The sequence below is a fragment of the Pseudomonas sp. BIGb0176 genome (genome assembly GCF_024810175.1).
Lineage (GTDB): Bacteria > Pseudomonadota > Gammaproteobacteria > Pseudomonadales > Pseudomonadaceae > Aquipseudomonas > Aquipseudomonas protegens.
Genome location: NZ_JANUEC010000002.1, coordinates 526,694 through 546,794 on the forward strand (window position 1 = coordinate 526,694; position 20,101 = coordinate 546,794).

22 protein-coding genes are annotated in these 20,101 nt (G+C 63.7%); 14 read left to right on the top strand and 8 right to left on the bottom strand.

The features are described from left to right. From M2395_RS13280 to M2395_RS13300, 5 genes are all read left to right on the top strand, one after another. Complete coding sequence (locus tag M2395_RS13280; RefSeq protein WP_011059932.1) at positions 1-300, top strand: YciI family protein; 300 nt, start codon at positions 1-3, stop codon at positions 298-300. 110 nt (positions 301-410) lie between these two features. After that, a complete protein-coding gene (locus M2395_RS13285; RefSeq protein WP_019093743.1) occupies positions 411-821 on the top strand; it encodes a translation initiation factor 2 in 411 nt (136 codons plus the stop codon). Between the two features lie 7 nt (positions 822-828). Next, positions 829-1,506, top strand: a complete 678-nt coding sequence (locus M2395_RS13290) for a response regulator transcription factor (protein ID WP_011059931.1) — start codon at positions 829-831, stop codon at positions 1,504-1,506. Between the two features lie 143 nt (positions 1,507-1,649). Next, on the top strand, positions 1,650-2,087 hold the full coding sequence (locus tag M2395_RS13295; RefSeq protein WP_123430231.1) for a Spy/CpxP family protein refolding chaperone: 438 nt from the start codon (positions 1,650-1,652) through the stop codon (positions 2,085-2,087). A 66-nt stretch (positions 2,088-2,153) separates the two neighbouring features. Continuing rightward, positions 2,154-3,494: a HAMP domain-containing sensor histidine kinase gene (locus M2395_RS13300; protein WP_011059929.1), complete on the top strand. Its 1,341-nt coding sequence runs from the start codon at positions 2,154-2,156 to the stop codon at positions 3,492-3,494. Positions 3,495-3,575: 81 nt separating this feature from the next. On the opposite strand, the gene M2395_RS13305 is transcribed toward M2395_RS13300, so the two are convergent. Continuing rightward, complete coding sequence (locus tag M2395_RS13305; protein WP_011059928.1) at positions 3,576-4,142, bottom strand: nitroreductase family protein; 567 nt, start codon at positions 4,140-4,142, stop codon at positions 3,576-3,578. Between the two features lie 122 nt (positions 4,143-4,264). Here M2395_RS13305 and M2395_RS13310 point away from each other — a divergent pair, with 122 nt between their 5' ends. Next, on the top strand, positions 4,265-5,719 hold the full coding sequence (locus tag M2395_RS13310) for a TrkH family potassium uptake protein (RefSeq protein ID WP_011059927.1): 1,455 nt from the start codon (positions 4,265-4,267) through the stop codon (positions 5,717-5,719). Here M2395_RS13310 and M2395_RS13315 read toward each other — a convergent pair. Next, positions 5,676-6,737 (bottom strand): AraC family transcriptional regulator, encoded by a 1,062-nt coding sequence (locus M2395_RS13315; RefSeq protein WP_011059926.1) that lies wholly within the window; start codon positions 6,735-6,737, stop codon positions 5,676-5,678. The two genes, M2395_RS13310 and M2395_RS13315, sit on opposite strands and share 44 nt — an antisense overlap. Before the next feature lie 159 nt (positions 6,738-6,896). Here M2395_RS13315 and M2395_RS13320 point away from each other — a divergent pair, with 159 nt between their 5' ends. Both M2395_RS13320 and M2395_RS13325 read left to right on the top strand, forming a co-directional pair. Continuing rightward, entirely contained in the window at positions 6,897-7,208 is a 312-nt protein-coding gene (locus M2395_RS13320; protein ID WP_011059925.1) for a DUF962 domain-containing protein, read from the top strand. A 74-nt stretch (positions 7,209-7,282) separates the two neighbouring features. Then, positions 7,283-7,873, top strand: a complete 591-nt coding sequence (locus M2395_RS13325) for an HD domain-containing protein (RefSeq protein WP_011059924.1) — start codon at positions 7,283-7,285, stop codon at positions 7,871-7,873. Positions 7,874-7,895: 22 nt separating this feature from the next. Here the strand turns inward: M2395_RS13325 and M2395_RS13330 are convergent, their stop codons facing one another. Then, positions 7,896-8,717, bottom strand: a complete 822-nt coding sequence (locus M2395_RS13330; protein ID WP_011059923.1) for a UDP-2,3-diacylglucosamine diphosphatase — start codon at positions 8,715-8,717, stop codon at positions 7,896-7,898. Positions 8,718-8,849: 132 nt separating this feature from the next. Between M2395_RS13330 and M2395_RS13335 the strand changes: the two genes are divergently transcribed. Both M2395_RS13335 and M2395_RS13340 read left to right on the top strand, forming a co-directional pair. Then, positions 8,850-9,665, top strand: a complete 816-nt coding sequence (locus M2395_RS13335) for an AraC family transcriptional regulator (RefSeq protein WP_077933576.1) — start codon at positions 8,850-8,852, stop codon at positions 9,663-9,665. 51 nt (positions 9,666-9,716) lie between these two features. Continuing rightward, positions 9,717-10,610 carry a DMT family transporter gene (locus M2395_RS13340; protein ID WP_015634597.1) on the top strand — a complete coding sequence of 298 codons (894 nt, stop codon included), beginning with the start codon at positions 9,717-9,719 and terminating at the stop codon, positions 10,608-10,610. Here M2395_RS13340 and M2395_RS13345 read toward each other — a convergent pair. Next, positions 10,604-10,891 (bottom strand): SelT/SelW/SelH family protein, encoded by a 288-nt coding sequence (locus M2395_RS13345; RefSeq protein ID WP_011059920.1) that lies wholly within the window; start codon positions 10,889-10,891, stop codon positions 10,604-10,606. The two genes, M2395_RS13340 and M2395_RS13345, sit on opposite strands and share 7 nt — an antisense overlap. 71 nt (positions 10,892-10,962) lie before the next feature. Between M2395_RS13345 and M2395_RS13350 the strand changes: the two genes are divergently transcribed. Further along, positions 10,963-13,152 carry a patatin-like phospholipase family protein gene (locus M2395_RS13350; RefSeq protein WP_077933575.1) on the top strand — a complete coding sequence of 730 codons (2,190 nt, stop codon included), beginning with the start codon at positions 10,963-10,965 and terminating at the stop codon, positions 13,150-13,152. Between the two features lie 96 nt (positions 13,153-13,248). Here M2395_RS13350 and M2395_RS13355 read toward each other — a convergent pair whose 3' ends face one another. Both M2395_RS13355 and recQ read right to left on the bottom strand, forming a co-directional pair. Next, on the bottom strand, positions 13,249-13,683 hold the full coding sequence (locus tag M2395_RS13355) for a MarR family transcriptional regulator (RefSeq protein WP_011059918.1): 435 nt from the start codon (positions 13,681-13,683) through the stop codon (positions 13,249-13,251). A gap of 119 nt (positions 13,684-13,802) precedes the next feature. Further along, a complete protein-coding gene (gene recQ, locus M2395_RS13360; RefSeq protein ID WP_011059917.1) occupies positions 13,803-15,929 on the bottom strand; it encodes a DNA helicase RecQ in 2,127 nt (708 codons plus the stop codon). A 274-nt stretch (positions 15,930-16,203) separates the two neighbouring features. Between recQ and M2395_RS13365 the strand changes: the two genes are divergently transcribed. After that, the gene (locus tag M2395_RS13365) at positions 16,204-16,791 is read left to right on the top strand and encodes a YecA family protein (protein ID WP_011059916.1); all 588 of its coding nucleotides are present in this window, start codon (positions 16,204-16,206) and stop codon (positions 16,789-16,791) included. Between the two features lie 10 nt (positions 16,792-16,801). Then, positions 16,802-17,197, top strand: a complete 396-nt coding sequence (locus M2395_RS13370) for a YbaN family protein (protein WP_011059915.1) — start codon at positions 16,802-16,804, stop codon at positions 17,195-17,197. A gap of 80 nt (positions 17,198-17,277) precedes the next feature. Here M2395_RS13370 and M2395_RS13375 read toward each other — a convergent pair whose 3' ends face one another. Both M2395_RS13375 and M2395_RS13380 read right to left on the bottom strand, forming a co-directional pair. Next, complete coding sequence (locus M2395_RS13375; protein ID WP_011059914.1) at positions 17,278-17,874, bottom strand: tRNA-uridine aminocarboxypropyltransferase; 597 nt, start codon at positions 17,872-17,874, stop codon at positions 17,278-17,280. A gap of 9 nt (positions 17,875-17,883) precedes the next feature. Continuing rightward, a complete protein-coding gene (locus tag M2395_RS13380; protein WP_011059913.1) occupies positions 17,884-18,777 on the bottom strand; it encodes a LysR family transcriptional regulator in 894 nt (297 codons plus the stop codon). Between the two features lie 359 nt (positions 18,778-19,136). On the opposite strand from M2395_RS13380, the gene speB reads away from it, so the two are divergent. Further along, positions 19,137-20,087 carry an agmatinase gene (gene speB / locus M2395_RS13385; protein ID WP_011059912.1) on the top strand — a complete coding sequence of 317 codons (951 nt, stop codon included), beginning with the start codon at positions 19,137-19,139 and terminating at the stop codon, positions 20,085-20,087. Positions 20,088-20,101: the final 14 nt, after the last annotated feature.

Sequence of the window (20,101 nt, forward strand, 5' to 3'; positions counted from 1 at the left end):
ATGCTTTACGCAATCATTGCCACAGACGTCGCCAACTCCCTGGAAAAACGCCTGGCCAACCGGCCGGCGCACCTGGAGCGGCTGCAAGTGCTCAAGGATCAGGGGCGCGTGGTACTCGCCGGCCCGCACCCGGCGATCGACAGCAATGACCCGGGCGCGGCCGGTTTCAGCGGCAGCCTGATCGTCGCCGAGTTCGACTCCCTGAGCGCCGCCCAGGCCTGGGCCGACGCCGACCCGTTCGTGACCTGCGGCGTCTACGCCCATGTACTGGTCAAGCCGTTCAAGCAATCGATGCCGTAAATCCTCCCGGGTGCGATGAACCTTCGCGGTTCATCGCGCTCTCAATCGCTCATTATTCTCGTTTGACTGCCGACAACCTGCCCAACACTCGATTGGAATCAGGAGTTTCGATGCGCCAAGGTCCGCTGTGCCTGCTGTTGGTCATGTTGTCGATCGGGGCTCCAGCCCTTGCCGAGGAAACCCAGGACACCGGCCATTCCACGCCGCTGTCCCTGAGCGCCGGCAGTCAGATCACCGAGTTGCAGCAACGCTTGAAAGAAAGCGAGCGCCTGCGCGATGAACTGAGCAAACAATTGCAAAATACCGATGCCGAACGGGAAAGCCCCCAACTGACCCGCTTGCGCCAGGAGAACCAGCGCCTCAAGCTGCAACTCAAAGAGGCCCAGGCCAACCCGGCACCCCGCCTGTTGACCGATCAACAGCAGTGGTTCGTCACCGGCGGCGGCGTGGCCCTGCTGGCCCTGCTCTGCGGGATCTTCGCCAGTGGCGGGCATCGCAAGCGTCGACAATGGCTAAATTGAGAGATTCATGAGCGACCTGTTACTGATTGATGATGACCAGGAGCTGTGCGAGCTCCTGAGCAGTTGGCTGAGCCAGGAAGGTTTTCTAGTGCGGGCCTGCCACGATGGCCTGAGCGCCCGTCGCGCCCTGGCCGAAACGGCGCCGTCAGCGGTGGTACTGGACGTGATGCTGCCCGACGGCAGCGGCCTGGAGCTGCTCAAGCAACTGCGCAATGAGCACCCCGACCTGCCGGTGCTGATGCTCTCGGCCCGTGGCGAACCCCTGGACCGCATCCTCGGCCTGGAACTGGGTGCCGACGATTACCTGGCCAAGCCCTGCGACCCCCGTGAACTCACCGCCCGCCTGCGTGCCGTACTGCGCCGCAGCCATCCGGTGGCGGCCTCCAGCCAGATGGAACTGGGCGACCTGTGCTTCAGCCCGCTGCGCGGTGTGGTCAACATCGACGAGCAGGACATTACCCTGACCGTTTCCGAAAGCCGCCTGCTCGAAGCCCTGCTCAAGCAACCGGGCGAGCCCCTGGACAAGCAGGAACTGGCGCAGATCGCCCTGGGCCGCAAGCTGACCCTGTATGACCGCAGCCTGGACATGCATGTCAGCAACCTGCGCAAGAAGATCGGCCCGCACCCCGACGGCCGTCCACGGATCGTCGCCCTGCGCAGCCGCGGCTACTACTACAGCCTCTGATCCCGATGTGCCCTGGCAGATTTGTCAGGGCCGTGAAATACCTTCTTTACCCAAGCTTTACCCTCCGCTGACTGCCGCTGACCTTGATCTGGGTAACCTGAACTCATCCGGAACTTACCGGGAATGAGACAAGGAGATACACCATGCGCAAGACCCTGATCGCTCTGATGTTCGCCGCCGCCCTGCCAACCGTGGCCATGGCCATGCCGGAAGGTCACGGCCCGATGGGCCCCATGGACGGCCCTCGGCACAGCGAGCACATGCGCGGCAAAGGCCCTTTCAGCCAACTGGACCTGAGCCGCGAACAGCGCCAGCAGATCGGCAAGCTGATGGGCGAGCAAATGCAAGACCGCAAGGCCGTGGTGGAAAAGTACTTGGAGAAACTCTCGCCGGCCGACCAGAAAGCCATGAAGGATGAGCTGACCGCCAAGCACCAGAAGACCCAGGCCGATATCCGCGCCCTGCTCAAGCCAGAGCAGCAGAAAGAGTTTGACGCCATCGTCAAGAAACAAGAGGAGCGTCGCGCCGAATGGGCCGAGTTCAAGGCCTGGAAAGCGCAGCAACCGCAAAAAGCGCAATAATGCGTTAGCGTCCACCCCCAGCCCAGTGGCCTCCCCCCACTGGGCTTTCGCGTTCGAGGAGTTCCTGTGCGTTCATTGTTCTGGCGCATCCTGGCCAGCTTCTGGCTGGCCATCACCCTGGTTGCAGGGCTGTCGATCCTGCTCGGGCACATGCTCAACCAGGATGCCTGGATCCTCAGCCGTCACCCCGGCCTCAACAGCCTGACCGAGGAATGGACACAGACCTACGAGAACCAGGGCGAGGACGCTGCCCAGGACATCCTCCAGCAGCGCAAGCGCCAGTACCACATCGATGTCCAGGTGCTCAACGAGAGCGGCGACCCAGTGGTTCGCGGCACCTTCCCGCGCCGCGCCGCGGCCTTCGAAGCCCGGCAGAACAATGACGACCGGCACCTGCCCTGGCGCCGCCTGACGGCGGAATACACCAGCCCGAAAACCGGCGACACCTACCTGTTCATCTATCGCATCCCCCATCCGGAACTGGACGCCTGGCACCGCGACAGCCTGACCTGGCCCCTCAGCGCCCTGGCCATCGCCCTGGTGGTGCTGACCCTGTTCAGCCTCCTGGTCACCCTGTCCATCACTCGTCCCCTGAGCCGCCTGCGCGGCGCGGTACACGACCTGGGCCAGGCCACCTACCAGCAGAACAGCCTGGCGCGCCTGTCCAACCGCCGCGACGAATTCGGTGTACTGGCCCGGGACTTCAACCGCATGGGCTCGCGCCTGCAGAGCCTGATCGGCAGCCAGCGCCAACTGCTGCGGGACGTGTCCCACGAACTGCGCTCGCCCCTGGCCCGCCTGCGCATCGCCCTGGCATTGGCGGAACGGGCCGCCCCCGAAGAACGGGAAAAGCTCTGGCCGCGGCTGACCCGCGAATGTGACCGCCTGGAAGCGCTGATCAGCGAGATTCTGGTGTTGGCCCGGGTCGATGCGGACAACGCCAGCGCCGAAGAAGTGGACCTTAACGCCTTGCTGGTCGCCGTGCAGAAAGACGCGCAACTGGCCTGCCCGGAACAGCCGGTGCTGATAACCGCCCCGCCACAGCTGCACCTGCGCGGTTGGCCGACCATGCTGGAGCGGGCAGTGGACAACCTGCTGCGCAACGCTCAGCGCTTCAACCCCGCCGGGCAAGCGATCGAAGTCACGGCCCAACGCCAGGGCGAGAAGATCCAGATCAGCGTGCGCGATCATGGACCCGGCGTAGAAGCCGAGCACTTGAGCCAGCTGGGAGAGCCCTTCTTCCGCGCCCCGGGGCAAAGCGCTCCGGGCCATGGCCTGGGGCTGGCCATCGCCCGCCGCGCCGCAGAGCGTCACGGTGGCAGCCTGCTGCTGGCCAACCATCCTCAGGGCGGATTCATCGCCACCCTGGAACTGCCCCTGGTCCCCGGCGCCGTGGTGCAGGCCTGAACGCAACGCGGGCAAGCCGCTGCCGCCGGGTCCGGCAACAGCGGGTTTGCCCGCGAGGTACACAGCGTTAGAAGAGGAAAATCAGGCCTTGGCAGTCCAGGCGCTGACGAACTCGGCGGTATCGACCTTGGGGGCGATCCGCGGCTCATTCAGCGGCGTGCCAAGATAAAGGAAGGCAATGATCTCTTCGCCGTCCTCCAGGCCCAGGCCCTTGGCTACATGGGGCGAGTAGGACAACTCGCCAGTACGCCACACCGCGCCGATCCCCTGGGCGTAGGCCGCCAGCAGGATACCGTGGGCCGCGCAGCCCGCTGCCAGCAATTGCTCGCTCCTGGGCACCTTGAAGTGCTCCTGCAAACGGGCGACCACCACAACCACCAGTGGTGCGCGCAGGGGCATGGCGCGGGCCTTGTCCAGGGCCGCCTGGGTCACTTCGCCGCCCTGCAGCTGTACCGCCTCCACCAGCAACTCGCCCAACTGCTCGCGTGCCGCACCTTCGACGGTAAGGAACCGCCAGGGGCGCAACTGACCATGATCCGGCGCGCGCAGGGCGGCGGCGAACAAGGCTTCGCGCTGCGCGGCGCTAGGCGCGGGCTCCACCAGGCGCGGCACGGAAACACGGTTGAGCAAAGCGTCGAGAGCCTCCATCGGCCACCTCCTGAAAAAAATGTCCGGCCATTCTAGCGGGATCTGCCGGCCGGGTGCCGGTTTACATGCCCTGCCCCGCAGGTAGAATGGGCGCCCTTCATCTACCAGCCCGAGCGGAACACATGGCGTTGCCGACCTTAAGGATCATTGGTTTCATCATCGGCATCTTCCTCATCACCCTGGCGATCGCCATGGTGGTGCCGATGGCGACCCTGGTGGTCTTCGAACGTACCGGCGACCTGCCGTCCTTCCTCTGGGCCAGCATGATCACCTTTATCGCCGGCCTGGCCCTGGTGATCCCCGGGCGCCCCGAGCACGTTCACCTGCGCCCCCGCGACATGTACCTGCTGACCGTCTCCAGTTGGCTGGTGGTGTGCATCTTTGCCGCCCTGCCATTCCTGCTGACCCAGCACATCAGCTACACCGACTCGTTCTTTGAAAGCATGTCCGGCATCACCGCCACCGGCGCCACGGTGCTCAGCGGCCTGGACAGCATGTCGCCTGGGATCCTGATCTGGCGTTCGATGCTGCACTGGCTGGGGGGCATCGGCTTCATCGGCATGGCGGTGGCGATCCTGCCGTTGCTGCGTATCGGTGGTATGCGCCTGTTCCAGACCGAATCCTCGGACCGCTCGGAAAAGGTCATGCCGCGCTCGCACATGGTCGCCCGGCTGATCGTCGCCACCTACGTGGGCATTACCATCTTTGGCAGCCTGGCGTTCTGGTGGGCCGGGATGAACGTGTTCGATGCCATCAACCACGCCATGTCGGCGATCTCCACCGGCGGTTTCTCCACCTCGGACGATTCCCTGGCCCACTGGAAACAACCGGCGGTGCACTGGGTGGCGGTGGTGGTGATGATCCTCGGCAGCCTGCCCTTCACCCTCTATGTGGCCACTTTGCGTGGCAACCGCCGGGCGCTGATCAAGGATCAGCAGGTCCAGGGCCTGCTCGGGCTGCTGCTGGTGACCTGGCTGGTACTCGGCACCTGGTACTGGTGGACCACCAACCTGCACTGGCTCGAGGCCCTGCGCCACGTGGCGCTGAACGTGACGTCGGTGGTCACCACCACCGGCTTCGCCCTGGGCGACTACAGCCTGTGGGGCAATTTCTCACTGATGCTGTTCTTTTACCTGGGGTTTGTCGGCGGCTGTTCCGGCTCCACTGCCGGCGGGATCAAGATCTTCCGCTTCCAGGTCGCCTACATCCTGCTCAAGGCCAACCTCAATCAACTGATTCACCCGAGGGCGGTGATCAAGCAGAAGTACAACGGCCATCGCCTGGACGAAGAAATCGTCCGCTCGATCCTGACCTTCTCGTTCTTCTTCGCCATCACCATCTGCATGATCGCCCTGGCCCTGTCGCTGCTGGGCCTGGACTGGATGACCGCCCTCACCGGTGCCGCCAGCACCGTGTCGGGCGTGGGCCCGGGCCTGGGCGAAACCATCGGCCCGGCCGGCAACTTCTCGACCCTGCCGGACGCCGCCAAGTGGATCCTGTCCCTGGGCATGCTCCTGGGCCGGCTGGAAATCATCACGGTGTTCGTGTTGTGTATTCCGGCATTCTGGCGTCATTGACCGGGGCCGGCGCGGCCTGTAACCGCGCTCGGTACTCACCGGGCGTGGCATCGAACCAGCGGCGGAATGCACGGAAGAAGTTGCTCGGGTCGGCAAACCCCAGCAAGTAGGCAATTTCCAGCAAGGTCATGCGCGGCTGCGCCAGGTACTGCTCTGCCAGTTCCCGGCGGGTGTCATCCAGCAGCGCCTGAAAGCTGGTGCCCTCTTCCTGCAGGCGGCGCTGCAAGGTGCGCTGGGACAGGTGCAGCGTCTGCGCCACCATCTCGCGCTTGGGCTCCCCCTGGGGCAGCAGGCGACACAAGACCTGCCGCGCCTTGTGGGTCACCCGGCTTTCGGAGAAGCGCGCCAGGTATTCGCCGGCGAAACGATCGTGCAGCAGGGCCATGGCCTCGTTGGCGGTGGGCAGCGTGGCCTCCATGTCGGCACGCTCGAAGATCAGCGCATCAAAGGGCGCGGCAAACACCAGGGGCGCGTGGAACATGTCCTTGTAGGGTTGCAGGTCCCCGGGCTGCTCGCCCTGCAGCAACACCTTGCGCGGCTGCAACGCGCGCCCCGTCAGCCAGCCGCACAAGGCCAGGGCACAGGCCAGCGAAGCCTCGGCACTTTGCCGGGTGGGCGGTAAATGGTCGCCATGCACCGTCAGGATCAGTGCATAGCCCTCGGGAAGAAGGCGGAAACTCAAGTCAGCGCTTTCGGCAATGATCCGCTGATAACGCACCAGCCGCTGAAACCCCTCCGCCAGGGTACGACTCGACATCAATGCATACCCGGCCACGTGAAAAGACGCCGGACGCACCACCTTGCCCATGTTCAGGCCGATCGCCGGGTTGCCGGAAAGCTCGACGGCGCGCTGCCAGAGCCGGGTCATGGAGTCCTGGGTGAAGCGCGCGTCGGGATCTTCCAGGGCACCGTAGTCGAGCCCCAACTGCTTGAACAAGGCCCGGCAATCCAGGCCGTCCATCTCCAGGGCCTTGACGATTCCCAGGGTCCAGCTTGCAGAAGTCGTTCGTTCGCTCATGAGGGGTTCTTACATGATGAGCCGCATGCTACGGCCAATTTCCCAAGGATACTAAAGTGGCGCCTATTGTCACTGGCCTGCGCCGCCAAGGACTCTAGACTCAAATAAGCTCCCCGCCGAACATCCGCCGACAGAACAACAGACACAGAGATCGCGGCCATGGAAAACATCCGACAGTTCAACAGCTTCGCCGAGTTCTACCCCTACTACCTGAGCGAGCACAGCGACAGCACCTGCCGACGCCTGCACTTCATCGGCACCAGCCTGGTGATCTTCATCCTCGCCCTGGCCATCGGCAAAGGCGCCTGGTGGCTGCTGCTGGTGTTGCCGATAGCCGGCTATGGCTTCGCCTGGGTCGGGCATTTCTTCTTCGAGAAAAACCGCCCGGCCACCTTCCAGCATCCGCTGTACAGCCTGCTGGGGGACTTCGTCATGTACCGCGACATGATCCTCGGCAAGGTGCCCTTCTAGACCTCAGGGCCGCCAGCGGCTCCCCACAGGGCCAGGCCTTGCAGACCCGCCCCATGACAACAAGAGGATGGCCGATGAACACCCATGCGCGCTTTACCCATATGCAGGACGGTACCCAGGAGGACTGGGCGATCATCGCCGCGGATTTCAGTGCCTACGCCAAGCAGTTGCCGACACGCATCCTGGCCCACCTGCAATTGCTGGAAGGCGACTTCGGCGGCTTCCCGGTGGACCGCCTGACCCATTCGCTGCAGACCGCCAGCCGCGCCTGGCATGACGGGCGCGACGAGGAATACGTGGTCTGCGCCCTGCTCCACGACATTGGCGATACCCTGGGTTCCTATAACCATCCGGATATCGCCGCCGCCATTCTCAAGCCCTTTGTCAGCCCGGAAAACCTGTGGATGGTGGAGAAGCACGGGATCTTCCAGGGTTACTACTTCTTTCATCACCTGGGCATGGATCGCCACCTGCGCGAGCAGTTCAGTGACCACCCGCTGTACCAGTACACCGCCGAGTTCTGCGCCAAGTACGACGCCGCCGCCTTCGATCCGGCCTACGAGAGCCTGCCCCTGAGCTTCTTCAAGCCCATGCTGCAACGGCTGTTCGCCCAGCCCCGGCAGTCGCTGTACAAGGCGGCCATGGAGCAGGCCAGCCCGGCCTGAAAAACCGTGTTCGGCCCCGGGCTCAGGCCGGCTCCGCGACTTTCATCCGCTCAGCCTTGAGCTGGGCCTCACGGGCCTGGGCCTCGGCCAGGCGATAGAGTTCGATGCTGCCGTCCCAGTGCTCGATCAGGGCCGTGCAGGACTCCACCCAGTCACCGCAATTGAGGTAATCCACCTCGCCCACCTTGCGGATCTCGGCATGGTGAATATGGCCACAGACCACCCCGTGCAACTCGCGCTTGACGCATTCGTGGGCAATGGCTTCCTCGAAATCGCTGATGAAGCTCACCGCCGTCTTGACCTTGTGCTTGAGGTAGGCCGACAGCGACCAGTAGCCATAGCCATAACGCGCCCGCCAGTGGTTGAGCCAGCGGTTGAGGGTCAGAGTGAATTCGTAGGCCGAGTCGCCGAGAAAGGCCAGCCAGCGGTGATAGCGGGTAATCACATCGAACTGATCGCCGTGGATCACCAGCAGATGACGCCCGTCCGCAGTGACATGCACCGCCTCGTCCACCAGTTGGATATTGCCGAGAATCAGCCTGGAGTAGCGCCGCAGGAATTCGTCGTGGTTGCCGGTGACGTAGATCACCTCGGTACCACGCTTGCTCATGGTCAGCAGGCGCCGGATCACGTTGGTATGGGCCTGGGGCCAGTACATGCCGCCGCGCAGCTTCCAACCATCGATGATGTCGCCCACCAGATAGATGCGATCGGCGTGATAGGCCTTGAGAAAGCGTGCCAGGTGTTCGGCCTGGCAATCCCGGGTGCCCAGGTGCACATCTGAAATCCACAGGGTCCGCACCCGTTGCTTGCGGCTGGGCTTGGCGAGTTCGGCATGGGTCATGGACGCTCTCCTGGATTTTTTGCGAGCTTGCGCCCCAGCGATTAATAGCCCATGACACAAATGCGGCAGTGCGATGACAGCGCGAAACGCCCGACCGCCGGTGTAGACTGGCCGCCTGCCAAGGAGACCGTGATGGGATCTATCCTCACCCTGCGCCACTACACCCATGACCTGATCGCCCACAGCCATGAACATGCGCAACTGGTGTTCGGCCTGCGTGGCCAGCTCGATTTCGAAGTCGAAGGCCAGGGCAGCCGGGTGCAGCAGCAGAGCTTCGTGGTGGTGCCGGCCGGCGCCCGGCATGTCTGCGGCAGCCCCAGCGGCAGCCATTGCCTGGTGCTGGACATACCCGGCGAACACTGGGTGCAGCAATCGTTGGGGGAACATGCCGAGGCCAGTCGGCGTTTGCTCGATGCGCCCCGACACCAGGTCCTGGGGCCGAGCCAGAGCCGCCTGGTCAACTGGCTGGCGGACAGCCCGGTGGACGACCCCTTGATTGCCCAGCAAGGCGCGGTCTTGCTGCTGGCCAGCCTCAATCATCGCGCCGACAGCCAGCCCCGCGAGCGCCGCCTGCCCTATGCCGCCCTGAATGCCCATATCGATCATCACGCCGCCCACCCCTTGCAGGTGGCCGACCTGGCCCGTATCGCCGGGCTGTCCGCTGCCCGCCTGCATGCACGGTTCATCGCCGAGTGCGGGGCCAGCCCCATGGAATACGTGCGACGCCGGCGCTTGCACATGGCCCTGGAACTGTTGCGCGGATCGACCTTGCCCATGGGCGAAATCGCCAGCCGCGTGGGTTACAGCTCCCAGAGTGCCTTTGCCGCGGCGATACTGCGGCAGTACGGCCACTCGCCGCGCCAACTGCGCCAAGGGGCAGACGCTAGTCCCTCGACAAAAAACGCCAGGATCGCGACAGACCAACAGGCCGCCCCGCCCGTAGACTGAGCCCATTGCCGCCTAAGGCCATTACTGCCCGTCTTGTGGTTAAGGATAAAAATGACTCCGCGTACCGCCCTTGGCGCCTTGCATATCGGTGCCCTGATGTTCGGCCTGACCGGTGTATTCGGTAAGCTCGCCGCCGCTTCGCCCGCGGTCATCGTCTTCGGCCGTGCAGCCTTTGCCGTGCTCGCCCTGGGCGTCTTCGCCCGCCTGGCGAGCAACACCCCCTGGCAGAAACTGGCCGCCACCGATTGGCGGCGCCTGCTGCTCAGCGGCCTGCTGCTGGCCGGGCACTGGGTGAGTTTCTTCGTGGCGGTGAAGGTCGCGGGGGTGGCTATCGCAACCCTGGGCTTTGCCAGTTTCCCGGCATTCACCGTGATTCTCGAAGGCCTGATCTTCCGCGAGCGGATCCGCTTCAACGAAATGCTGTTGGTGCTGCTGGTCAGCATCGGCCTGGTGCTGGTGACCCCGGACTTCGACCTGGCCAGCCAGGCCACCACCGGCCTGCTCTGGGCCGTGGGCTCGGGCCTGCTGTTTGCGCTGCTGTCACTGAACAACCGTGCCAGCTCCGGGCGGATCCCCGCGGTGCAGGCGGCGCTCTGTCAAAACGTGGTGGTCGCCCTGTGCCTGTTGCCGGTGGCGGCTCCCGAGCTTGGCCAGGTGCGGGCCATGGACTGGCTGTGGATCAGCCTGCTGGGAATTTTCTGCACCGGTCTGGCCCACAGCCTGTTTGTCGCCAGCCTGGCAGTGATCAAGGCGCGTACCGCAGCGGTGGTGTTTGCCCTGGAACCGGTCTACGGAATTACCGTGGCCTGGTTGCTGTTCGGCGAAAACCCGACCCTGCGCATGTTGTTCGGTGGGGCCTTGATCATCGTTGCCATCGTGGTTTCAAGCCGCCTGTCGGCGGGTTCGGGCAGCAAGGCAGCCACGGCTGAAGCCGGCTCTCACTGAGTACGGTCGTTGTGGCCCAGGTCGCGCTCGGGGTCGATCTGGTCGCGAACCCGCTGCTTCAGCACCTTGGCCTCGGGAAAGCCACCATCGGCCTTGCGTTCCCAGATCTGCACGCCATCGCAGGTGATGCGAAAGGCCCCGCCGGTTGCCGGCTCCAGGGACACCTTGCCCAGGTCGTCGCTAAAGGTGCTCAAGAGCTCCTGGGCCAGCCACGCCGCCCGCAGTAGCCACTGGCATTGGGTGCAATAGGTGATGATCACTTCGGGTTTACGTTCAGTCATGGTACGGCCGACTCCTGGATTCAAGGGCGTCGTTATAATAGCCGGCTTTATCGCCCGCCCCGAGAACCGTAATGCGCCGCCTGCTGTCCTGCCTGTTCCTCTGCCTGCTGCCCTTGCTCGCTCAATCTGCCGAAGTGCCACGACCGAAAATCGGCCTGGTGCTGTCTGGGGGCGCCGCCCGCGGCCTGGCCCACATCGGGGTGCTCAAGGCCCTGGAGGAACAGGGCATCCGCATCGATGCCATCGCCGGCACCAGCATGGGCGCAGTGATCGGCGGGCTGTATGCCTCGGGCTACAAGATCGACGAGCTGGAAAAGCTTGCGCTGAACATCGACTGGCGACAGGCCCTGTCCGATGCCCCGCCCCGGGAAGACGTGCCGTTCCGGCGCAAGCAGGACGACCGGGATTTTCTGGTCAAGCAGAAGCTCAGCTTCCGCGACGATGGCAGCCTGGGCCTGCCGCTGGGGGTGATCCAGGGACAGAACCTGGCACTGCTGCTGGAAAGCAAGCTGGCCCACGCCAGCGATACCCGTGACTTCGACAAGCTGCCGATCCCCTTCCGGGCCGTGGCCACCGATATCGCCAGCGGCGAGAAAGTGGTGTTTCGCAAGGGCCACCTGCCCCAGGTGATCCGCGCCAGCATGTCGATCCCGGCGGTCTTCGCACCGGTGGAACTGGATGGCCGTCTGCTGGTGGACGGCGGCATGACCGATAACATTCCCCTGGATGTGGCGCGGGACATGGGAGTCGACATCGCCATCGTGGTGGACATCGGCACACCGCTGCGTTCGCGCAAGCAACTCAATACCGTGGTCGACGTGCTCAACCAGTCCATCACCCTGATGACCCGGCGCAACTCGGAGGTGCAACTGGCGGCACTGCACAAGGACGACGTGCTGATCCAGCCAGCGCTGTCGAGCTTTGGCGTTACCGACTTTGGCCGGGCCCAGGAAATGATCGACGCCGGCTACCGCGCCACCCGCATCCTCGACGCGCGCCTGGCCCGTCTGCGTCCGGCCCATGCGCTGGATGCCGAACTGACCGCTGCGCGCGAGCCCAGCCAGCGCACGCCGATCATCAGCGCGATCAAGGTGGAAAACGACTCCAAGGTCAGCGACGAAGTGATCCGCTACTACATCCGCCAGCGCATCGGCGAGCCCCTGGACCTGGGCCGCCTGGAAACCGACATGGGCACCCTGTACGGCCTGGATTTCTTCGAACAGGTGCAGTATCGCGTAGCCCACAAGGGGCAGGACAACACCCTGGTGATCAGCGCCCGGGGCAAGCGCAGTGGTACCGACTACCTGCGCCTGGGGCTGAACCTGTCCGATGACATGCGTGGCGACAGCGCGTTCAATATCGGCGCCAGCTACCGCATGAACGGCATCAACAGCCTGGGTGCAGAATGGCTGACCCGGGTGCAGATCGGTGATCAGCAGGAACTCTACAGCGAGTTCTACCAGCCACTGGATGCCGGTTCACGCTACTTCATTGCGCCCTTCATCGCCGCCGAAGCGCAGAACGTCGAGGCGGTGCTGGACAACGACCCGATCGCCGAATATCGCGTGGAACGCTACGGTTTCGGGCTCAACCTAGGACGCCAGATCGGCAACAGCGGCGAAGTGCGTTTCGGCGTCGGCGAGGCCTGGGGCAAGGCCGATGTGCGCATCGGCGACCATAACCTGCCCAGCGAAAACTTCAACGAAGGCTACTACCAGTTGCAGTACTCCTTCGACTCGCTGGACAACGTCTACTTTCCTCACTCCGGCGAAGACATCAAGCTGAGCCTGCGCCAGTTCGAACCGAGCCTGGGTTCGGACAATCGCTACCGGCAGTGGGAGTTCAAGCTGGACAAGGCGCTGAGCAGCGGCCCCAATACCTTTGTCCTGGGCGGTCGCTATGGCCGGACCCTGGACAACGCCGACGTGGTGACGTCAAGCTTCCTGCTCGGTGGAGCTCGACAACTGTCCGGTTTCCGTCAGGACGCCCTCTCCGGGCAGAACATCAGCCTGGCTCGCGCCGTGTACTTCCGTCGCCTGACACCACGCTCCTACCTGCCCCTGGACTTTCCACTGTACCTGGGAGGCTCGCTGGAGCGGGGCCGGGTGTGGAACAACGACAATGCCTTCGACAGCGGCTACATCAACGCGGCGAGCATCTTTCTCGGCTTCGACACGCCGCTGGGGCCGCTGAACTTCAGCTACGGCTTCAACGACGACAACCAGAAAGCCCTGTCACTGAATCTGGGCCAGACCTTTTGACAGGCACGCAAAAAACGCCCCTGGGCGCAGCAGGCTTGAATTCAGAATGGCAGAGGAACAAGACAAACCGGGGTCAGGCAACCCCGGTTGAAGGCGTCAGGATTTTTCCAGATTGGCCAGGATGCGTTCATGAACGCGAATGCAGACCCGCAGGTCTTCTTCGTCAACGCCAACGAACAGCTCATGACGCAGGGCGGTGGCGATGGTTTCGATCTGTTCGATCAAGGGCCGGGCGGACGGACAGAGAACGATTTTCTTCGCCCGGCGATCTTCCACCACCGACTGGCGCTGAACCAGGCCCTGGGTTTCCAGGCTGTCCAGCAGCCGGGCCAGGGTCGGCCCTTCTACGCCGACGCTTTGCGCCAGCTCGCGCTGAGTGGGCGCCTCTTCGAAGCGGGCCAAATGCAACAGCACCAGCCAGCGGGCCTGGGACAGGCCGAGCCCCGCCAGGCGGCGGTCCAGTTCGGCACGCCAGCCGCGAGACATATGCGCCAGCTGCATACCAAAACGGTGTTCATCGGTTAACGGCATAAAACACTCATGATCAGACTGAAAATAAAGAAAAACTAATTATTAGTCAGCTAAGCATGCCCCTTGCCCGGAGGCAAGGCCTGTAAGGGACTGAATCGTTACAACATTGACGCACCCCTTCACATTTCAAACTCCGACTCCAAGGCGGCACGCACGCAATACAGCACCCCTTCCGGCACCCTTCCGGCAAACACCGGGATAACCTCGGCCACTGGCGGCAACTCGCCCTCGCCATCGAGGAACGCATCCTGGATCTCTCCCAGCAGGTCTTCCGGCAAGTCCAGGGCCTGCTCCAGCGACAGCTGCTGCTTGCCGATGGCTTCGGCGAGCAGGGTGTAGACGTTCTTTTCCGTGCACTGCAACTGGCCGGCGATCTGCACCGGAGTCATCCCCGCACGAGCCAGAGTGATCAGTTCATGGCGCAGGTCGGCAACCACTTTCGGCGCCTCGACACCGCCGCCGAGGACTTCGAGGAAGGCTGCGCCATAACGCTCCAGCTTGCGCGCACCCACGCCGCTGACCTCGGCCATTTCGGCCATGGAGCCGGGCTGGCTGCGGAGCATTTCGAGCAAGGTGGAATCGGGGAAAATGACATAAGGCGGCACCCCATGTTCTTCCGCCAGCTTGCGTCGCAGGGCCCGCAGCGCCTCCCACTGCTCGCGCTCCTCGCCCCGTACCAGTTGGCTGGCCTGGCTGGTGCTGCTCTTGGGGGTGGTTTGCGGCTTGAGATCACGACGCAACTCCAGGGTCACTTCGCCCTTGAGCAGCGGGCGGCAGCTGTCGCTCAGGCGCAGGCCGCCATAACCTTCCAGATCGATGTCGGCCAGGCCGCGGGCCACCAGCTGGCGGAACAGCGAGCGCCATTCGCCTTCGCTGCGGGCCTTGCCGACACCAAATACCGACAGGTGCTGATGGCCGAAACTGCGGACCTTTTCCGTGTCCTTGCCCAGCAGCACATCCACCAGGTGACCGACGCCGTAGCGCTGGCCAGTGCGATAGATCGCCGACAGCGCCTGGCGTGCCGGCTCGGTGGCGTCCCAGGTCTGTACCCCATCGACGCAGTTGTCGCAGTGACCGCAGGGTTGCGGCATGTCTTCATCGAAATAGGCCAGCAGGGTCTGGCGCCGGCAACGAGTTTCCTCGCACAGGGCCAGCATCGCATCGAGCTTGTGCTGCTCAAGACGCTTGTGGCGCTCGTCGCCCTCGGAGTTCTGCAGCATCTGCTTGAGCATCAGCACATCCTGCAGCCCGTAAGCCATCCAGGCGTCTGCCGGCAGGCCGTCACGGCCGGCGCGACCGGTCTCCTGGTAGTAGGCTTCCAGCGACTTGGGCAAGTCCATGTGGGCCACGAAGCGCACGTTGGGCTTATCGATGCCCATGCCGAAGGCAATGGTGGCCACCATGATCAGGCCTTCTTCATTGAGGAAGCGCTTCTGGTGATAGGCCCGCAGCTCATTGGGCAACCCGGCATGGTAGGGCAGCGCGGTGAAACCCTGCTCGCAGAGAAATGCAGCCACTTCGTCGACCTTTTTGCGCGACAGGCAATAGACGATCCCGGCATCGCTGCGCCGCTCGTTGAGGAAGGCCTGCAACTGCTTGCGTGGCTGCTCCTTGGGCACGATGCGATAGAAGATGTTCGGCCGGTCGAAGCTGGAGAGAAAACGCTCGGCATCCTGCAGGTGCAGGCGATTGACGATCTCTTCCCGGGTGCGCTTGTCAGCCGTGGCGGTCAGGGCAATGCGCGGCACCTGGGGGAACATTTCCGCCAACTGCCCCAATTGCAGGTATTCGGGGCGGAAGTCGTGGCCCCACTGGGACACACAGTGGGCTTCATCAATCGCGAACAAGGCGATTTCCAAGCTCTGCAGAAACGCCAGCATGCGCGGCTGGACCAGGCGCTCGGGGGCCAGGTAGAGCATCTTCACTTCGCCGCGCCGGATGCGCGCGGCCAGGTCACGCTGCTGCTCGGCGCTGAGGGTGGAGTTCAAGGCTGCCGCCGCGACACCGAGTTCCTCCAGGGTAGCAACCTGGTCGTCCATCAGCGCGATCAGCGGCGAAACCACCACCGCCAGCCCTTCGCGAAGTAGCGCCGGGACCTGGAAACACAGCGACTTGCCACCACCGGTGGGCATCAGTACCAAGGCATCGCCGCCGCTGGCCACGCGCTCAATGATCGCACCTTGGCGACCACGGAAACTGTCGTAGCCGAAGATGTCCTTGAGGACGCGTTGAGCCTGTTCGAGCATGAAAAACTCCAAAAATCGCTGAAATCCCTGGGGGCAGACTGGACGAAAAACCGGCACGCTTCACCGACATTTGCGTTAGCGGACTTGTCCGGAACGGACGGCCAGCCTGCAGGGCATCACAAAACGCGCGAGTATACCCGACCCCTTCCCGGCAGAGGGCACCGACAATGGACCGCTGGTAACCTTTAGAACCGCTCAAATCGGCACCGCGGCTGGCTTGAGCGCGCAAGAAAGCCTAGAATTCAGCATCGTTTATTCCCCAAGGTAGCCGTCAATGTCCTTCGCTGAGCAACTAACCCGCCTGCAAGTCTTCCTCGATGCAGATGATCTGCACGACGAGGCGCTGGACTACGTGGCCGCTCACGGCTACCTGACCGCGCTGTCCATCTGCTCGGAAAGCGTTCCGGACCGTGAATGGATCGACGCCCTGTTCGCCGAAGAGCCGCACTACCGTGACGACGCCGAACGCGAAGCCATCGAGTCGACCCTGCTGGCCCTCAAGGCGCACATCGCCCGCCAACTGGCTTCCGACGAAGAATTCGAGCTGCCCTGCGAACTCGACCTGGGCGAGGACCCGGACGACTCCGACCTGCGCGGCTGGTGCATCGGCTTCATGGAAGGCGTGTTCCTGCGTGAAGCGGCCTGGTTCGAAACCGCCGAGGAAGAAGTCAGCGAGATGCTGCTGCCGATCATGGTGGGTTCCGGCCTGTTCGACGAACAGCCGGAGTTCTCCGACATCGCCAGCGATGCCAACCTGATGGACGACATGATCGTGCAGATCCCGGAAGCGCTGACCGCGCTGTACCTGCTGTGCAACGCCCCCGACGAAAAACCTGCACTGCTCAAGCCGCGCCACCACTGAGTCGTTGCCTATGGCCAAGCCCATAGGCCAACGCCCCCTGCTATGGCGTTACGTTCTGCTGGCCATCGGCTGGTCGAGCGTAGCGCTGGGGGTAGTGGGCATCTTCCTTCCTGTATTGCCTACCACGCCTTTCCTGCTGCTGGCAGCCGCCTGCTTTGCCCGTAGCTCGCCACGCTTCTACCAATGGCTGGTGCAACACCCGCGCCTGGGTCCGTGGATCCGCGACTATCTCGACGGCAACGGCATTCCGCTCAAGGGCAAGGTCTACGCCATCGGCCTGATGTGGTTGAGCATCGGCTTCTCCTGCTACCTGGTTCCATCGCCCTGGGCCCGGGGCTTCATGCTGACCAGCGCAGTGCTAGTGAGTCTCTATATCCTGCGGCAGAAGACCCTGCGGCGCTCCTGAAGGTTTGTGGGGAGGCCGGCAAGAACGGGGCCACCGCGCGCCACCGCCGCCTGCGGCTACGGCTCCAGAGTCGGGAGCGGTCAGGATTTGGCGTGGTTGCGCTGGTAGGTGTCTTCGCCCATCGCGGCAATCTGCCCTTCGATCAGGGCCTCGAAAGGCCGCAACAGCGGCTCGAACGAAGCAGGAGCTTCAAGTACCTGCAATGCCTGAACGATCGCTTCCACAGTGGACAAGGCTCCCGGCCCCGGGGCCTTGCGCAGGCGATAGCGAGACTCCACCCCAGTCGCCAGGGTCACCCTTGGCAGCGCCGCCAGCAACGGATTGAGGTGCAGCAACTTGCGCGCCTTGCGCCAGGTGCCGTCGGGCACCACCAGCAGCAGCGGTACATCCGTCTCGGCATAGGCCTGCAATGGCCGGGCATCATCCGCCGGGAACAGCAGGCATGCTCGATATCCGGGCTGGTCGAGCAACGCCGGCAGCTCCTCGAACACCTCCCCCACCACCAGTTCGGCGTTGTTCAGCCCCAGCGCCGCCAGACGTGCGGTGTTCAAGGCATGATTGACCTCACTGGGATGCTGCAACAACAGCACTCGGGTGCGGCTGGGTAGCTGGGGAATCAGCGGGCACAGACAATGGCCCGCAGGGCGCAGGCAACGCTCGCAGCGTGCTCGAGACATGGGACCTCCTTATGACTGGTTGAGCTGCGCCTTGAGCAGGTCGCGAAAGGTCTGGATCAGCGGCTCTCGACCGCGTCCGCGACGCATGATCATGGAGAACGGCGCCTGGTAGCCAAAGGTTGCCGGCAGCAGCACCCGCAAGTCGCCCTTGTCCGCCCAGGCCTGGGCGTAATGTTCCGGCAGGTAGCCGATGTAGGCGCCGGACAGCACCAGGATCAACTGCGCCTCCATGCTCTCCACCGTCGCCGCACTGTGCTTGAAGCCGTGCCGGGCCAGTTCGGCCTGGCTCCAGTAGCCGCGGCCGACCATGCGTTGCTGGGTGATCACCTGCTCGGGAATGCGCCGCTCGCTGTACAGCGGGTGACGGTTGCTGCAATACAGCCAATGCTGCTCGCGGTACAGCGGCATGTACACCAGGCCGCTCATGCGCGTGGAAAAGGCACCGATGGCCAGGTCCAGGCGATTGTCCTGCACCCCCAGTTGCAACTCGTGAGGGCTCATCACCGACAGGTGCAGGTGCACCGCCGGATGCTCCTGGCTATAGGCGCCGATGGCCTCGGCGAACGGCAGGGCCTTATCACTCACCGTGGAGTCGATCACCCCCAGGTTCAAGGTCCCGCGAAGCTCGCCCTTGAGGGCTGCGGCGTACTGTTCGAAACCTTCCAGCTCGCCCAGCAGGCGCAGGGTTTCCTGGTGGAACAGCTCGCCCTTGCTGGTCAGGCTGAAACCGCCCCGGCCACGGTGGCAGAGCACCAGGCCCAGGGATGCCTCCAGCTGGCTCATGTAGGTGCTGATGGCCGAGGTGGAAAGATTGAGTTCGTGCTGGGCGTTGGCGAACCCCTGATGCCGCACCACGCTGACGAAGATGCGCAATAGTTTCAGATCAGGTAAAGCGTTGGCCATGACAGGCTCCGATAACAGGCAAAACGACAACGTCCCTGCGGCGAGGGTGCGGGTTCTCGCCGAGCGGCAAAGCAATCCCGATGGCCTCCATGCCCGCTTTCAATCCAACCCTGCAACCCGGATAACGGCGGCTGCACCACCGGACGGGAGCAAGCTCCCTCGCCACCAAGGGCCTGGGGAGCAGCGCGGGAGTCTAGCGCGCCATCGGCCATTAGTTTAGAAAAATCTGAACTAAGTATTTGTTCGTAGCGATTCTTTCCCCGCACTACATTTCGCAGAATCGGCCCCACTCGGTTGCTCGGGCAGGATTCGCTGCGCCGTCGACCCCATAAATATAAAACAACGATGAGGCCTATCCCGTGGACAAGATTCTCCACCAACCACTGGGCGGCAACGAAATGCCGCGCTTCGGCGGCATCGCCACCATGATGCGTCTTCCCCATCTGCAATCCGCTGCCGGCCTGGATGCTGCGTTCGTCGGCGTGCCCCTGGACATCGGCACCTCGCTGCGTGCCGGCACCCGTTTCGGCCCGCGGGAAATCCGTGCCGAATCAGTCATGATCCGCCCTTACAACATGGCCACCGGCGCTGCCCCGTTCGACTCGCTGTCGGTGGCCGACATCGGCGACGTAGCGATCAACACCTTCAACCTGCTGGACGCGGTGCGCATCATCGAAGAAGCCTATGACGGCATCCTCGAACACAACGTGATTCCCCTGACCCTGGGCGGCGACCACACCATCACCCTGCCGATCCTGCGGGCCATCCACAAGAAACACGGCAAGGTCGGGCTGGTGCACATCGATGCCCACGCCGATGTCAACGACCACATGTTCGGTGAGAAGATCGCCCACGGCACCACCTTCCGCCGCGCCGTGGAAGAAGGCCTGCTGGACTGCGACCGCGTGGTGCAGATCGGCCTGCGCGCCCAGGGCTACACCGCCGAAGACTTCAACTGGAGCCGCAAGCAGGGCTTTCGCGTGGTCCAGGCCGAAGAATGCTGGCACAAATCCCTGGAGCCCTTGATGGCCGAAGTCCGCGAGAAAGTCGGCAACGGCCCGGTGTACCTGAGCTTCGACATCGACGGCATCGACCCGGCCTGGGCCCCAGGCACCGGCACCCCGGAAATCGGTGGCCTGACCACCATCCAGGCCATCGAGATTGTCCGTGGCTGCCAGGGCCTGGACCTGGTGGGCTGCGACCTGGTGGAGGTTTCGCCGCCTTATGACACCACCGGCAATACCTCGCTGCTGGGCGCCAACCTGCTGTACGAAATGCTCTGCGTGCTGCCTGGCGTCGCCCATCGCTGAGACTCAGCACATGC

Bases quoted from the DNA above. Each gene is read 5' to 3' on its own strand.
- M2395_RS13280 (WP_011059932.1), top strand. From the start codon at position 1: ATGCTTTACGCAATCATTGCCACAGACGTCGCCAACTCCCTGGAAAAA.
- M2395_RS13285 (WP_019093743.1), top strand. From the start codon at position 411: ATGCGCCAAGGTCCGCTGTGCCTGCTGTTGGTCATGTTGTCGATCGGG.
- M2395_RS13290 (WP_011059931.1), top strand. From the start codon at position 829: ATGAGCGACCTGTTACTGATTGATGATGACCAGGAGCTGTGCGAGCTC.
- M2395_RS13295 (WP_123430231.1), top strand. From the start codon at position 1,650: ATGCGCAAGACCCTGATCGCTCTGATGTTCGCCGCCGCCCTGCCAACC.
- M2395_RS13305 (WP_011059928.1), bottom strand. From the start codon at position 4,142: ATGGAGGCTCTCGACGCTTTGCTCAACCGTGTTTCCGTGCCGCGCCTG.
- M2395_RS13310 (WP_011059927.1), top strand. From the start codon at position 4,265: ATGGCGTTGCCGACCTTAAGGATCATTGGTTTCATCATCGGCATCTTC.
- M2395_RS13315 (WP_011059926.1), bottom strand. From the start codon at position 6,737: ATGAGCGAACGAACGACTTCTGCAAGCTGGACCCTGGGAATCGTCAAG.
- M2395_RS13320 (WP_011059925.1), top strand. From the start codon at position 6,897: ATGGAAAACATCCGACAGTTCAACAGCTTCGCCGAGTTCTACCCCTAC.
- M2395_RS13325 (WP_011059924.1), top strand. From the start codon at position 7,283: ATGAACACCCATGCGCGCTTTACCCATATGCAGGACGGTACCCAGGAG.
- M2395_RS13330 (WP_011059923.1), bottom strand. From the start codon at position 8,717: ATGACCCATGCCGAACTCGCCAAGCCCAGCCGCAAGCAACGGGTGCGG.
- M2395_RS13335 (WP_077933576.1), top strand. From the start codon at position 8,850: ATGGGATCTATCCTCACCCTGCGCCACTACACCCATGACCTGATCGCC.
- M2395_RS13340 (WP_015634597.1), top strand. From the start codon at position 9,717: ATGACTCCGCGTACCGCCCTTGGCGCCTTGCATATCGGTGCCCTGATG.
- M2395_RS13345 (WP_011059920.1), bottom strand. From the start codon at position 10,891: ATGACTGAACGTAAACCCGAAGTGATCATCACCTATTGCACCCAATGC.
- M2395_RS13350 (WP_077933575.1), top strand. From the start codon at position 10,963: ATGCGCCGCCTGCTGTCCTGCCTGTTCCTCTGCCTGCTGCCCTTGCTC.
- M2395_RS13355 (WP_011059918.1), bottom strand. From the start codon at position 13,683: ATGCCGTTAACCGATGAACACCGTTTTGGTATGCAGCTGGCGCATATG.
- recQ (WP_011059917.1), bottom strand. From the start codon at position 15,929: ATGCTCGAACAGGCTCAACGCGTCCTCAAGGACATCTTCGGCTACGAC.
- M2395_RS13365 (WP_011059916.1), top strand. From the start codon at position 16,204: ATGTCCTTCGCTGAGCAACTAACCCGCCTGCAAGTCTTCCTCGATGCA.
- M2395_RS13370 (WP_011059915.1), top strand. From the start codon at position 16,802: ATGGCCAAGCCCATAGGCCAACGCCCCCTGCTATGGCGTTACGTTCTG.
- M2395_RS13375 (WP_011059914.1), bottom strand. From the start codon at position 17,874: ATGTCTCGAGCACGCTGCGAGCGTTGCCTGCGCCCTGCGGGCCATTGT.
- M2395_RS13380 (WP_011059913.1), bottom strand. From the start codon at position 18,777: ATGGCCAACGCTTTACCTGATCTGAAACTATTGCGCATCTTCGTCAGC.